This window comes from Stackebrandtia nassauensis DSM 44728 (assembly GCF_000024545.1).
GTDB lineage: Bacteria > Actinomycetota > Actinomycetes > Mycobacteriales > Micromonosporaceae > Stackebrandtia > Stackebrandtia nassauensis.
This window is the reverse complement of sequence record NC_013947.1, coordinates 6,443,827-6,457,558: the sequence shown is the minus strand read 5'-3', so window position 1 is coordinate 6,457,558 and position 13,732 is coordinate 6,443,827. Positions and strand designations below refer to the sequence as shown.

At 66.2% G+C, this 13,732-nt stretch carries 9 protein-coding genes; 2 read left to right on the top strand and 7 right to left on the bottom strand.

From position 1 onward, the window contains the following. The first annotated feature begins 20 nt into the window (after positions 1–20). The gene (locus tag SNAS_RS30175) at positions 21–1,037 is read left to right on the top strand and encodes an Rv2578c family radical SAM protein (protein ID WP_013021292.1); all 1,017 of its coding nucleotides are present in this window, start codon (positions 21–23) and stop codon (positions 1,035–1,037) included. Here SNAS_RS30175 and SNAS_RS30170 read toward each other — a convergent pair. Together SNAS_RS30170 and SNAS_RS30165 are read right to left on the bottom strand one after the other, a co-directional pair. After that, positions 1,034–1,783 carry a L,D-transpeptidase gene (locus SNAS_RS30170; RefSeq protein ID WP_244409083.1) on the bottom strand — a complete coding sequence of 250 codons (750 nt, stop codon included), beginning with the start codon at positions 1,781–1,783 and terminating at the stop codon, positions 1,034–1,036. The genes SNAS_RS30175 and SNAS_RS30170 overlap by 4 nt on opposite strands. A 157-nt stretch (positions 1,784–1,940) precedes the next feature. Further along, complete coding sequence (locus SNAS_RS30165; RefSeq protein ID WP_013021290.1) at positions 1,941–2,852, bottom strand: L,D-transpeptidase family protein; 912 nt, start codon at positions 2,850–2,852, stop codon at positions 1,941–1,943. Positions 2,853–2,996: 144 nt separating this feature from the next. Here SNAS_RS30165 and SNAS_RS30160 point away from each other — a divergent pair, with 144 nt between their 5' ends. Then, complete coding sequence (locus SNAS_RS30160; protein WP_013021289.1) at positions 2,997–4,646, top strand: DNA repair helicase XPB; 1,650 nt, start codon at positions 2,997–2,999, stop codon at positions 4,644–4,646. Between the two features lie 67 nt (positions 4,647–4,713). Here the strand turns inward: SNAS_RS30160 and SNAS_RS30155 are convergent, their stop codons facing one another. From SNAS_RS30155 to pcrA, 5 genes are all read right to left on the bottom strand, one after another. Continuing rightward, on the bottom strand, positions 4,714–6,231 hold the full coding sequence (locus tag SNAS_RS30155; RefSeq protein WP_013021288.1) for an alpha/beta hydrolase: 1,518 nt from the start codon (positions 6,229–6,231) through the stop codon (positions 4,714–4,716). A gap of 105 nt (positions 6,232–6,336) precedes the next feature. Continuing rightward, the gene (locus SNAS_RS30150) at positions 6,337–7,773 is read right to left on the bottom strand and encodes an alpha/beta hydrolase (protein WP_013021287.1); all 1,437 of its coding nucleotides are present in this window, start codon (positions 7,771–7,773) and stop codon (positions 6,337–6,339) included. Between the two features lie 149 nt (positions 7,774–7,922). Then, positions 7,923–9,437 (bottom strand): alpha/beta hydrolase, encoded by a 1,515-nt coding sequence (locus SNAS_RS30145; RefSeq protein ID WP_013021286.1) that lies wholly within the window; start codon positions 9,435–9,437, stop codon positions 7,923–7,925. Between the two features lie 233 nt (positions 9,438–9,670). After that, a complete protein-coding gene (locus tag SNAS_RS30140; protein ID WP_013021285.1) occupies positions 9,671–11,197 on the bottom strand; it encodes an alpha/beta hydrolase in 1,527 nt (508 codons plus the stop codon). Between the two features lie 181 nt (positions 11,198–11,378). Beyond that, positions 11,379–13,667 carry a DNA helicase PcrA gene (pcrA, locus tag SNAS_RS30135; protein WP_013021284.1) on the bottom strand — a complete coding sequence of 763 codons (2,289 nt, stop codon included), beginning with the start codon at positions 13,665–13,667 and terminating at the stop codon, positions 11,379–11,381. Positions 13,668–13,732: the final 65 nt, after the last annotated feature.

Below are 13,732 nucleotides of genomic sequence, written 5' to 3'. Positions count from 1 at the left end.
AGACGTTCTATAGTCATGGGATGCGATGGCAGCGGCTTCAGCTCGTCGACGGCCCCGAGGCGCCCGCCGCCCTCTTCGGCGCCGACGCGATCGCCGACACCGTCGACTCCCCGGAGTTCGCCGGGCTGACCTTCTACGTCATCCACGCCAAATCCATCATCAACCGGGTCCCCGCCGAATCCCGGGTTCCGTTCCGCTACACCGTGAACCCGTACCGAGGTTGCAGTCATGCCTGCACCTACTGCTTCGCCCGCAAGACGCACGAGTACCTGAACCTCGGCACCGGGGCCGATTTCGACTCGAAGGTCATCGTCAAGGCCAACGCCGGCCGGTTGCTGCGCCGGGAGCTGGCCAAACCGTCGTGGCGCGGCGAGGCCATCGCCATGGGTACCAATGTGGACTGCTATCAGCGGGCCGAGGGCCGGTACCGGCTGATGCCCGCGATCATCGAGGCGCTGCGGGACGCGGCCAACCCGTTCTCCATCCTCACCAAGGGAACCCTGATCCTGCGTGACCTGGAGCTGTTGCGGCAGGCCGCTTCGGTGACCCAGGTCAGCACCGCCGTGTCGGTGAGTATGAACAATCTTCCGCTGTGGCGCAGTATCGAGCCGGGGACGCCGCGGCCGGGGGCGCGGTTGGCGGTGTGCGAGAAGCTCAACGCCGCCGGGATCGAGTGCTCGGTGCTGCTGGCGCCGATCCTGCCGTTCCTGACCGACTCGCCGGAACAGTTGCGCACCATGGTGTCCGCGTGTGCCGACGCGGGCGCCACCGCGGTGACCCCGATCGTCCTGCACCTGCGGTCCGGGGCCCGGGAGTGGTTCCTGAAGTGGCTGTGGCGGGAGTATCCGGGCCTGGTGGCCGACTACCAGCTGCTGTACTCGGGGGGTTCATACGCGGACAAGGAATACCAGGCCCACGTCTCGGGGATGGTGAACGACCTGGCCGCCGAGTACGGGATCCCGCAACGGGTTCACCGGCCGCAGCCACCGCCGCGACCGGAACCCGAAGTCGAGATCCCGCAGCCGACGCTGTTCTAGGTGCCCGACCGCTTGCCGAACACCTCGACGGTGTCGCCGTAGTCCAGCATCTCGTAGAGCTTCTTGGCGTCCTGGCGGAGCAGGTTGGTGCAGCCGTGCGAGCCCAGGGACGGGTCGTGCAGGTAACTGGTGGTCTCGTGCAGCCCCTCGCCCGCGTAGTAGTGCTGCCAGTAGGGAAGCCACTGTTCGTAGGGTTCCGACCATTCTCTGTCGGCGCGGTGGTTGATCGTGTGGGTGCCGGTGGTGCTGGCGTGTCCCGCCATGCCGGTGCGCACCACCGTCGGACCGAAGATCCGCTCGCCGTCCTCGACCACCCACAGTGTCTGGTTGGTCAGGTCGACGCACACGGTCGTGCCGTGTTCCGCAGTCGGGCATTCGTCGAAGGACTGCTCGGCGATCCGCTTCGCCACGTCGCGGGTCAGCTCGTCGGCCCGGCCCTTCGCGGGTTTGATGCCGAAGCGCTTCTGGAATGCCTCGATGGCATCACAGTCCTCTTGCGACTGTTCGCCGTCGACGAAGACGGATCCGTATTCCGCCAGCGATTCCAGGCTCTTCTCGACTTCCTCCTGGAACTCGCCGACCTTGCCGCAGTCGTGGTCCTTCGTGGGCGTGACGGTCGAGGGCGTCGGGTCGGGGGCGGCAGCCTCGGCCGATCCACCGGTGAGGAACGCGTACGTGCCGCCACCGGCGGCGGCCAGGGCCACCAGGACGGCGGCGGCGGTCAAGGATGCGCGGAGGTAACGCACTGCCTCCCCTTTCATGGGTTGGTTTCACCTCAGATACGTGAGGAGCCCACGGTTGGGAACGCCGACGTCGACACACATTTTCGAACGGGCACACGGATAAACCCCCCAAAGCCTGGTGGGGGCTTTGGGGGGTCCGGGTGGGATTGGATGAGGTCTGTTACGTGCCCGGCCGGTTGCCGAACACCTGGACGGTGTCGCCGAAGTCCAGCATCTCGTAGAGCTTCTTGGAGTCCGAGGGAAGCAGGTTCACGCAGCCATGGGAACCGATCCAGGGCTCGTGGATGTAGGTGGTGGTCGTGTGCAGGCCCTCGCCGTTGTTGAAGTTCTGCCAGTACGGCAGCCACACCTTGTACTTCTTCGACCAGTGCGTTCCCTCTTTGACGAAGATCTTCCAGGCGCCCGGCTGGGTGGCGTACCCGGCCATCCCGGTGCGCACCACGGTCGGTTCGAAGATCCGCTTGCCGTCCTCGACCACCCACAGCGTCTGGTGGGTCAGGTCGACGCACACGGTCTTGCCCTTCTTCGCCTCCTGGCACTTGTCGAAGGACGACTTCGCGATCCGCTGCGCGACATCGAGGGTGAGTTTGCCCGCGTAGCCCTCAGCGGGCTGGATGCCCATCCGCTTCTGGAACTTCTTGATGGCCGCGCAGTCCTCTTTGGATTGCTTGCCGTCGGCGAAGATGGTGCCGTAGTCGGCCAGCGAGGCCAGCGTCGTCTCCAGGTCCTTCTGGTACTCGCCCGCCTTGCCACAGTCGTGGTCCGTCGTGGGGGTCGCCGTCTCGGTCTCGGTCGGGGTTTCCGACGGCGTCGGTTCCTCCGACTTCTCGTCCTTGGCCTCCTCGGTCGCCGAGACGAGGTCGGCCTGGTCGGAGCCGTCCGACGCGTAGGCGAGGAAACCGTTGCTCAACGCCACCAGGGCCACCGCCGCGATGGCGAACATGAGGAACGCCCGGCCACGCCGCAGCGCCTCACTGTTCAGCTTTGCCTCCCACAGCAGCATCGCCACCACCTTCTCGACGGACTCAATGAATAAGACGTTCGAACCCACTCCCACGGATGTCGTCGTCATTCAATCGTTATATACCGATTTGTAAGGACTCGCCGCCGTGTGCGCCTGACCAGTGTGCCCGACACGCGCAACGATTTGGTCCCCATGTCGTGTCAAACTGGGAACTCCGCACGAGGTCAAGACAGTGGGTAAGGAGTTCTTCACATGAACGACGGGCCGTTGATCGTCCAAAGTGATAAAACTCTCCTGCTCGAAACCGGCCACCCGCTGGCCGCCGAGTGCCGGGTGGCCATCGCGCCGTTCGCGGAGCTGGAACGCGCGCCCGAACACATCCACACCTACCGGCTGACGCCGCTGGGGCTGTGGAACGCGCGGGCCGCCGGACACGACGCCGAGGGGGTCGTGGACGCGCTGCTCAAATACGCCCGCTACCCGGTGCCGCACTCGCTGCTGCTGGACCTCACCGAGACCATGGACCGCTACGGGCGGCTGCGGCTGCTCAAGCACCCCGCGCACGGGCTGGTGCTGCACGGACTCGACCCGGCGGTGCTGGCCGAGGTGGCGGGCAGCAAGAAGCTGGCCGGGATGCTGGGTACCCGCATCGAGGAAGACACCATCGTCGTGCACGCCAGCGAGCGCGGTCGTCTGAAGCAGGCGCTGCTGAAACTGGGCTGGCCCGCCGAGGACAACGCGGGCTATGTGGACGGTGAAGCGCACCCCATCGGGCTCAAGGAGTCCGGCTGGCAGCTGCGTCCGTACCAGAAGGAAGCGGTGGAGTCGTTCTGGTCGGGCGGTTCCGGGGTGGTCGTGCTGCCCTGCGGCGCGGGCAAGACCCTGGTGGGCGCCGCCGTCATGGCCCAGGCGCAGAAGACGACGCTGATCCTGGTCACCAACACCGTCTCGGTGCACCAGTGGCGGCGGGAACTGTTGGCGCGCACCACCTTGACCGAGGACGAGATCGGCGAGTACTCCGGCGAGCGCAAGGAGATCCGGCCGGTCACCATCGCCACGTACCAGGTGATGACGGCTCGCAGCAAGGGCGAGTTCCGGCACCTGGACCTGTTCGACGCCCGCGACTGGGGCCTGATCGTCTACGACGAGGTGCACCTGCTGCCCGCCCCGATCTTCCGGTTCTCCGCCGACCTGCAGACCCGCCGCCGTCTCGGTCTGACCGCGACCCTGGTGCGTGAGGACGGCCGGGAGGCCGACGTGTTCTCCCTGATCGGCCCGAAGCGTTACGACGCCCCCTGGCGCGACGTCGAGTCGCAGGGCTGGATCGCCCCGGCCGAGTGCACCGAGGTGCGGGTGACGCTCACCGACGCCGAGCGGATGGCCTACGCGGTGTGCGAGGAGACCGACCGCTACCGTGCCGCGGCCACCATGGACGCGAAGCTCGACGCCGTCGAGTCGATCGTCGGCAAACACAAAGGCGAACGGGTGCTCGTCATCGGCGCCTACCTCGACCAGCTGGAGGACCTGTCCAAACACCTGGACGCCCCCGTCGTGCAGGGCTCGACCCGCACCAAACAGCGCGAGGAACTGTTCGCGGCGTTCCGCTCGGGCGAACTGACGACCCTCATCGTGTCCAAGGTGGGCAACTTCTCGATCGACCTGCCGGAGGCGGCGGTGGCCATCCAGGTCTCGGGAACCTTCGGTTCCCGGCAGGAGGAGGCGCAGCGACTGGGACGGATCCTGCGGCCCAAATCGGACGGACGCGGCGCGCACTTCTACACCGTGGTCTCCCGCGACACCGTCGACACCGAGTACGCCGCGCACCGGCAGCGGTTTCTCGCCGAGCAGGGCTACGCCTACCGGATCGTCGACGCCGAGGACCTGCGCGGCCGGGACAGCTGAAACCCCACGCCGACAAGGGAAACCGCCCGCCCGGCAGCACTCCGGACGGGCGGTGGTGAGCGGTGGCCTAACGCCCCGCCCACGGACCGGTGCCAGGGGCACCGGAGCGTCTTCCGGAGTCGCCGCCGCCCGGCGTCTCCTGGGACTCGCAGCTGAGCCCAGAGTCGGGAACCTCGAGGTCGATCAGGTACGACTCGACGGGCTTGTCGACGCACTCCACGCCGCGACCGTAGATGGTGTGGCCGTAACCCTCGTAGGTGATGAGGGTCGCGCCGGACTGTTCGGCGGCCACTTCGGACCACTCGTAAACGGTCGCGTAGTCGTTGAGGTTGCCGATCATCACCAGCGGGGGAGCGCCGTCGATCTCCAGCGGCGCCTGCGGGTTGGTGGTCTTCACCGGGTCGCCGATGCACGAGGTCAGTGTGCCCACATAGGACGACCATTGCGTGTTGGGGTACTCCTCGGCGAGCCGGTCGGTGATGTCCCGCCATTCGCCGAAGTTCTTGATCGACACGTCCCAGTCGGAGCAGAACATCGACTGGAACACGTACTCGACGGGTTCGGCCTTGGCTTTGCCGTCCAGTTTCAGCTGGCCCTTGCCGTCGCGCAGCACCTTGAGGTCCTTGGCCACTTCGGGCCACGCGGGCGACTCGTTGATGAGTGAAGCGCGCTCCGAGAAGGCGTAGAAGTCGATGGGGTCACCGTTCTCCGGGTCCTTGAGTTTCCCGGCCCTGGCGGCGTCGCGCAGTTCGCCGTACACCTTGGTGGTGTCCTCGCCGTACAGCGCGCAGTCCTTGGTCTCGTCGCACCACTTCGCGAAGGAGTTGAAGTTGCGTTCCACCGCGGCGGTCTCGGTGCTGGCGAACTCCCACGGGGATTCGATGCTGTGGTCCATGTTGCCGTCCAGCACCATCGAGCGGATGTTCTTCGGGTACTTCTCGGCGTACTGCTGCCCCATCAGGGTGCCGTAGGAGTAGCCCAGGAAGTTGAGCTTCTCGTCGCCGAGCGCCTTGCGCGCCGACTCGATGTCCTCCACGGTGTGCAGGTTGTCGGCGTGGTCGAACAGCGGGCCGGTCAGTTTCCGGCAGCCGTCGGCGAGCTTTTTGTTGGCCTTGGCGAGTTTGGCGAACTTCTTCTTCGTGGTGGGCACACCGACGGACCTGGCGGCGGCGAGCTGCTCTTCGTCGCACTTGATCTGGGTGCTGGTGTTGATGCCGCGCGGATCGAAACCGATGAAGTCGAACTTCTCCTGCAGCTGTTTCGACCCGATCTTCGAGCCCTTGACCATGTCGACGCCGGAGCCGCCCGGTCCGCCGGGGTCGACCATGAGCGATCCGACCCTGGCTTCGGGGTTGGTGGCGGCTCGTTTGGCCAGGCCGATCTTGATCTTCTTGCCGTCGGGTTTGGCGTAGTCGACCGGAACCTCGATGGTCCCGCACTCGACGTCACCGTCGGCGTCCTTGCAGGGTTTCCAGTCGATCTCGGCTGCCGGGTCGGCCATCGCCGTCTGGGTTACGGTCACCGCCGCGGCCACGGTCAGCGCGGCCGCGACGGCGAAGCCCACTGCTCGCCGTTTTCGTCTCATGTGGATACCTTCCGGGTATGTGTCAGGAAATCCTGGCACGCGGCGAACGGAACGACAATGGGCGCATCGAAAAATGGGGGATTTCCCCTATATCGATTAAAGGGGTCAGGAAGTCCTGCCCGGCTCGTCGGTGGACTCGCAGCTGATGCCCTCGTCCGGCTGCTTCAGCTCGATGAAGTACGACTCGACAGGCTCGTCGACGCACTTGTTGCCACCGCCGTAGACGGTGTGGCCGTAGCCCTCGTAGGTGATGAGGGTGGCGCCGGACTGTTCGGCCGCGGTCTTGGACCATTCATAGACGGTCGCGAAGTCGTTGTGGTTGCCGATCATCACCAGCGGCGGAGCGCCGTCGATCTCCAACGGCGCCTGCGGGTTCGTCGTCTCGATCGCACCACCGAAGCAGGCCGACTGGAACCCGGCGAACTTCGACCACTGCGTGTTCGGGTACTCCTCGGCGAGCCGCTCGGTCAGTTCCTCCCACTCGCCGAAGTTCCTCACGCCCAGATCCCAGTTGCCGCAGAACTTCGACTGCATCAGGTACTCGACGGGCAGCTCGCGCGGCTGGTCGTCCAGCTTCAGCTCGTCCTCACCCGCGCGCAGCGTCTTCAGGTCCTTCGCCAGCACCGACCACTGCTGCGGCGTGTTCACCGCGAAGGCACGGTCACTGAAGTCGTAGAAGTCGATCGGGGCACCGGTCTCGGGATCGGTGAGCTCACCCGCCCGAGCCGCGTCACGCAGTTCACCGTAGACGTCGGCGGTGCCCTCGCCGTACAGCGCGCAGTCCTTCGTCTCGTCGCACCACTTCGCGAAGGAGTTGAAGTTGCGCTCCACCGCGGCGGTCTCCGAACTCATGTACTCCCAAGTGGACTCAAGACTGTGGTCCATGTTGCCGTCCAGCACCATCGACCGCAGGTTCTTCGGATACTTTTCCGCGTACTGCTGCCCCATGAGCGTGCCGTTGGAGAAACCCAGGAAGTTGAACTTCTTCTCGCCCAGGGCCTTGCGGATCGACTCGATGTCCTCCACGATGTGCAGGTTGTCGGCGTGGTCGAACAGCGGCCCGGTCAGATCCCGACAGCCCTCGGCGAGGCTTCGATTCGCCTTGACCAGAGCTTTGAACTCCTTGCGGTCGTTGGGAACGCCGATCTTCGTCACCGCGGCCATGTCCGCCTTGTCGCACTCGATCCGCGTGCTGCGCTTCGTGCCGCGCGGATCGAAACCGATCAGGTCGAACCGCTCCTGCATCCGCTTCGAACCGACCGGCGCGTCCTTCACCATGTCGACGCCGTCGACCAGCAGCGAACCGATGCGCTTGTCCGGGTCGGTGGCGGCCCGTTTCGACAGCCCGACCGTGATCGCCTCGCCGTCGGGGTTCGCGTAGTCCACCGGAACCTCGAGGGTGGCGCACTGGACGTCGTCCTTGACACCCTCGCACGGACCCCATGCGATGTCCGCCACCGGATCGGCTGAGACTGTTCGCGTGACTGTGACCGCCGTGGCGACCGCCAACACGGCGGCGAGGGCGACATACCGTTTTCGCATGCGCCAAACCCTGGCATGGGTCGAGTCGCGGGCCAAGGGATCCATCGAAAGATCGGGGCATTCCCCCACGACAATGGGTGGTTCGCCCGAACCCGGCGAAACCGCCCGTCCGGAGAAACTCCGGACGGGCGGCAAGGGGTTGTGGGGGATTAGTTCAGGGAGTACGGACCGACGCCCGCGACGTCACCGGTGCGGTCCTTCGTGGACTTGCCCGGGGTCTCCAGCGAGTCGCAGCTGATCCCGTCGGCGGGCTTCTTCAGGTCGATGAAGTACGACTCCACCGGCTTGTCGATGCACGAGTAGCCACCGCCGTAGATGGTGTGGCCGTAGCCCTCGTAGGTGATGAGGGTGGCGCCGGACTGCTCGGCGGCCACCTGCGACCACGGGTAGACCGTCGCGTAGTCACCGAGGTTGCCGATCATGACCAGCGGCGGAGCGCCCTCGATCTCCAGCGGCTTGCGCTTGTTGGTGTACCCGACCGGGTCACCGACGCAACCGGCGATGTTCGCGTTGTACGAGGACCACTGCGTGTTCGGGTGCTCCTTGGCGAGGTCGGCGTTGAGCTGCTTCCACTCGTCGAAGTTCTTCAGCCCCAGGCCCCAGTCGGCGCAGAACATCGACTGGAACACGTACTCGACGGCCGCCCGGTCGGACGCGGACTTCAGCTTGTTCTGCTTGGGCTGACCGGCTTTCAGCGCCTTCAGCTCCTTGGCCAGCTCGCCCCAGTAGCCGGGTTCGTTCACCGCGAAACCGTAGTAGTCGCTGAACTCGTAGAAGTCGAGCTTCTCGCCCTCGTCGACGAGCTTCCCGGCCTTGGCGAGCTCACGCAGCTCGCCGTACACCTTCGCGGTCTTGCCGGACAGCGCGCACTTCTTGTCGCTGTCGCACCACTTCGCGAACTCGTTGAAGTTGCGTTCCACGGCACCGGTCTCGGTGCTGGCGAAGGCGTAGGTGGACTCAAGGCTGTGGTCCATGTTGCCGTCCAGCACCATGGAGCGGATCTTGGTGGGGTACTTCTCGGCGTACTGCTGCCCCATGAGCGTGCCGTAGGAGTAGCCCAGGAAGTTGAGCTTCTTCTCGCCCAGCGACTTGCGGATCACTTCGATGTCCCGCACCACGTGCAGGTTGTCGGCGTGGTCGAACAGCGGGCCGGTCAGTTTCCGGCAGCCGTCGGCGAGCTTCTTGTTGGCCTTGGCCAGCTTGGTGAACTTCTTCTTCGTGGTGGGCAGACCGATGTCGAAGGTGGCCTCGATGTCGGCCTCCTCGCACTTGATCTGGGTGCTGGTGTTGATGCCACGCGGGTCGAAGCCGATCAGGTCGAAGCGCTCCTGCATCTTCTTCGAACCGACCGTGGTGTTCTTGACCATGTCGACGCCGGAACCGCCCGGGCCCCCGGGGTTGACGACCAGCGCGCCGATGCGCTTGTCGGGTTTGGTGGCGGGCCGCTTGGCCAGCCCGATCTTGATCTTCTCGCCGTGCGGATCCGAATAGTCCAGCGGCACCTTGATGGTCGCGCAGTAGACCTTGCCCTCGGCATCCTTACACGGTTTCCACGCGATCTTGGCGGTCGGCTCGGCCGACGCCGTCTGAGTGGCGACGATCGCCGTGCCCATCGCCAACGCGGCGACAGCGGCGATTCCCACCATCCGAAGGGATCGTTTCATATGGACTCCCAATATGTCCTATTAGGGGTATTTGGAACAGTAAATGGAGGAAACTGTCCAAATGGCATACCATGTATGCGCGTGAAAAGTCTGCCACGCAACGAAAGCGGCGACAACAAAACAATCGACGGATCGTGACGCGTTTGGTCGTCGTTTTAAGTGAATACCGGTCGGCCGAAAACAGGACGCCGCCCGCCCGGATTGTCGCGGGCGGGCGGGCGGCGAGGCGGAATCTAGTCGAGCGAGTACGGACCGTCGGTGAGACCGCCGAGCTCGTCGGCCTTCGAACCGGTGCCGTCCGGCTTCTCCAGAGCGGGGCAGCTGATGCCGTTGCCGGGTTTCCTCAGGTCGATGAAATACGCGTCGACCGGTTCCTCGATGCACGTCGAACCGCGCAGACCGTAGACGCTGTGGTTGTAGCCCTCGTAGGTGAGGAGGGTGGCGCCGGACTGCTCGGCCGCCGTCTGGGACCACTCGTAGGATGTCGCGAAGTCGTTGAGGTTGCCGAGCATGACCAGCGGCGGGGCACCGTCGATCTCCAGTGGTTTGCGCTTGTTGGTGTAGGGGATCGAGCCGCCGATGCATTCGTTCATGTTGGACACATAGTTCGACCACTGCACGTTCGGATGGTCCTCGGCGAGCTTGCCAGTGATCTGCTTCCACTCGTCGTAGCTCTCGATGCGAAGGCCGAAGTCGGAGCAGAACATCGTCTGGAACACGTAGTTGGCGCCCGACCGGGGGGTCGCCGCGGCCTTGACGTCGGCCGTGCCCTGGCCGTCGCGCAGCGCCTTCAGCGAGGCGCCGAGCGTGGCCCATTTGGCCGGCACGTTCGCCGAGAAGCCGTAGTCGCTGAACTTGTAGAAGTCGATCTTCGCGCCGGTCTCGGGGTCGACGAGTTCGCCGTTCCTGGCCTTCTCCCGCAGCTCGCCGTAGACCTTCTTGGTGTCCTGGCCGTACAGCGCGCAGGTCTCGGTGGTGTCGCACCAGTTCGCGAAGCTCGTGAAGTTGCGCTCCACCGGAGCCAGCTGGCTGCTCGCGAAGTGGTAGTTGGACTCGAGACTGTGGTCCATGTTGCCGTCCAGCACCATGGAGCGGATGTTGCCGGGGTACTTCTCGGCGTACTGCTGCCCCATGAGCGTGCCGTAGGAGAAGCCCAGGAAGTTGAGCTTCCCTTCCCCGAGCGCTTGGCGGACCCGCTCGATGTCCTCGACGGTGTGGAGGTTGTCGGCGTGGTCGAACAGCGGGCCGGTCAGCTTGCGGCAGCCTTCGGCGAGCTTGTGGTTGGCTTTGCCCAACGCGTCGAAACGCTCCTGGGTCGTGGGCTGACCGAACTCCAGGACCGCGTCCATGTCGGCCTGCTCGCACTGAATCTGGGTGCTGGTGTTGATGCCGCGGGGGTCGAAGCCGATGACGTCGAAGCGCTCCCGCAGCTTCTCGGTACCGATCTTCTTCCTGGCCAGGACGCTGACGCCGGATCCGCCCGGCCCGCCCGGGTCGAACAGCAGCGAGCCGATGCGCTTGCCGGGGTCGGTCGCCGGTTGCTTCGCCAGCCCGATCTTGATCTTCTCGCCGTTAGGTTCGGCGTAGCCGAGCGGCACCTCGACGGTGGTGCACTTGAGGTCGTCCGGAGCGTTCGGGCACGCTTTCCAGACCAGATCGGAGGTGGGATCGGCGGTGGCGAACTGGGCGGCGACGATCGCGGCGCCCATCGCCACCGCGGCCACGGCGGTGATACCCACCGATCGGCGGAGTTTTCTCACAGGGGGCTCCCAAGGGGTCGGGTCAGGGGTATGCGGAGCGGCGGGACAAGAACTATCCACATAGTTGTGTCAGGGGCTTGCCGGTGGGAAGTCTGCCACGCGGCAAAACCGACGACAACCGAACAATCGCCGAAAAGCGACGTATCGGCTCAAACTTCCGGAGAACTGCCGGTCGTCTGCCTCAGAGCTTCTGAATCGGGGCATGCCGGACGACGAGCCATTTGGGGCCCTCGCCGAAGTCGACGCACGCCTGCGCGCGCGGACCCGAACCCTTGACCTCGACCACGGTGCCCAGCCCCCACTTGTCGTGGGAGACCCGGTCGCCCGCCGACAGCACCGGGATGTCACCGGCCGGGCGCTTGGGGGTGGTCAGCTCCGCCGTGGACATGCCCCGCCGGACGCCGGGGATCCCCAGCGCGGACTTGGCGACGGCGCGTTCGGCCTCCAGCAGCTCGCCCGGCATCTCCTCCAGGAACTGGCTCGGCGGATGGAACTGCGGCTGCCCCCAGGCACTGCGGGTCTCGGCGCGGGACACGTGCAGCAGCTGCCGGGCCCGCGTGATGCCCACATAGGCCAGTCGGCGCTCCTCCTCCATCTCCTTGGCCTCGCCGAGCGACCGCTCGTGCGGGAACACGCCCTGGTCCATGCCGGACAGGAACACCACGTCGAACTCGAGACCCTTGGCGGTGTGCAGCGTCATCAGGGTCACGACACCGTCGGAGTCGGCCTCCGGGTCGGGGATCTGGTCGGCGTCGGCCACCAGCGACACCTGCTCCAGAAAGTTGGCCACCGTCGGACCCGGGACGTCGGAATCGACGTCGACTTCGGCCTCGACCCGCTCGGTGTACTCCCGGGCCACCGACACGAGCTCCTGCAGGTTGTCGACCCGCGCCTCGTCCTGCGGATCGGTGGAGGCGTTCAGCTCGGCCAGGTAACCGGAGTCGTTGAGCAGCGTCTCCAGCACCACCTCGGGCGGCTCGCCGGCGTCGACGCGCTCGCGGGCGGCGTCCAGCACCGCCACGAACTTCTTGACGCCCCCGGCGGCCCGGGTGGAGATGCCCACGGCCTCGTCGACCCGGCGCAGCGCCGCCCCGAACGAGATCTGCTCCCGGTCGGCCAGCGCGTCCACACAGGCCACCGCCCGGTCGCCGATGCCGCGCTTGGGCACGTTGACGACCCGGCGCCCCGAGACGATGTCGTCCTCGTTGACGGTCAGCCGCAGGTAGGCCAGCGCGTCGCGGACCTCCTTGCGCTCGTAGAACCGCACCCCGCCGACGACCTTGTACGGGATGCCGCGCCGGATGAACGCGTCCTCGAAGACCCGGGACTGGGCGTTGGTGCGGTAGAAGACCGCGACGTCGCGGGGCTTCACCCCGTCGGAGTCGGCCAGCGCGTCGATGCGCTCGGCGACCCAGGCCGCCTCGTCGTGCTCGTTGTCGGCGTCGTAACGCTTGATCTTGGCGCCCGGCCCCGAATCCGTCCACAGTTTCTTGTCCTTGCGGGACGGGTTCTTGCGGATCACGCCGTTGGCGGCGTCCAAGATGGTCTGAGTGGAGCGGTAGTTCTGCTCCAGCAGGATCGTCGTCGCGTCGGGGAAGTCGCGCTCGAACTCCAGGATGTTGCGGATCGTCGCGCCCCGGAACGCGTAGATCGACTGGTCGGCGTCGCCCACGACGCACAACTGCGACGGCGGCACCTCCTCGTCGGTCGCGTCGTCGCCGACCAGCGCCCGCACCAGCTCGTACTGGGCGTGGTTGGTGTCCTGGTACTCGTCGACCATGACGTGCCGGAACCGGCGCCGGTACTCCCGGGCCACCTGCGGGTAGGCCCGGAACAGGTGCACGGTGTGCCCGATGATGTCGTCGAAGTCGAGAGCGTGCGCCGCCCGCAGCCGCTCGTCGTAGCGCTTGTAGGCCTCGGCGACGGTGCGGTGGTGCGGCGTCTCCACCGCCGCCATCGCGGCGTCCGGGTCGATGAGCTCGTTCTTCAGCCGCGACACCGAGGCCAACAGGCCCCGGGGGGTGTGGCGCTTGTCCAGCTCCATGTCCCGGGCCACCTGCTGCATCAGCCGCCGCGAGTCGTCGGAGTCGTAGACGGTGAAGGTGGACTTCAGGTTCAGCCGCTCGTGCTCCCGCCGCAGGATCCGCATGCACGCGGCGTGGAAGGTCAGCACCCACATCATCCGGGCCCGGTTGCCGACCACGCTTGAGACCCGATCCCGCATCTCGGCGGCGGCCTTGTTGGTGAAGGTGATCGCCAGGATCTCCCCGGGGTGCACACCCCGGACGGCCACCAGGTGCGCGATGCGTTGCGTCAGCACCCGGGTCTTGCCGGAACCGGCTCCCGCCACGATCAACAGCGGCGGGCCCTCGTGCAGGACAGCCTGCCGCTGCGGGTCATTGAGCCCGTCGAGCAGGGAATCGGCGGCCGAACCGGAAGCGGGAAGCGCGGTTTCGAAGAGAGAGTCCATGGCGCCTGTCAGTCTAGGCCCCGCCTGGGACACCGCTTCGCGCCACGGGCGGGCCCGCCCGGCGG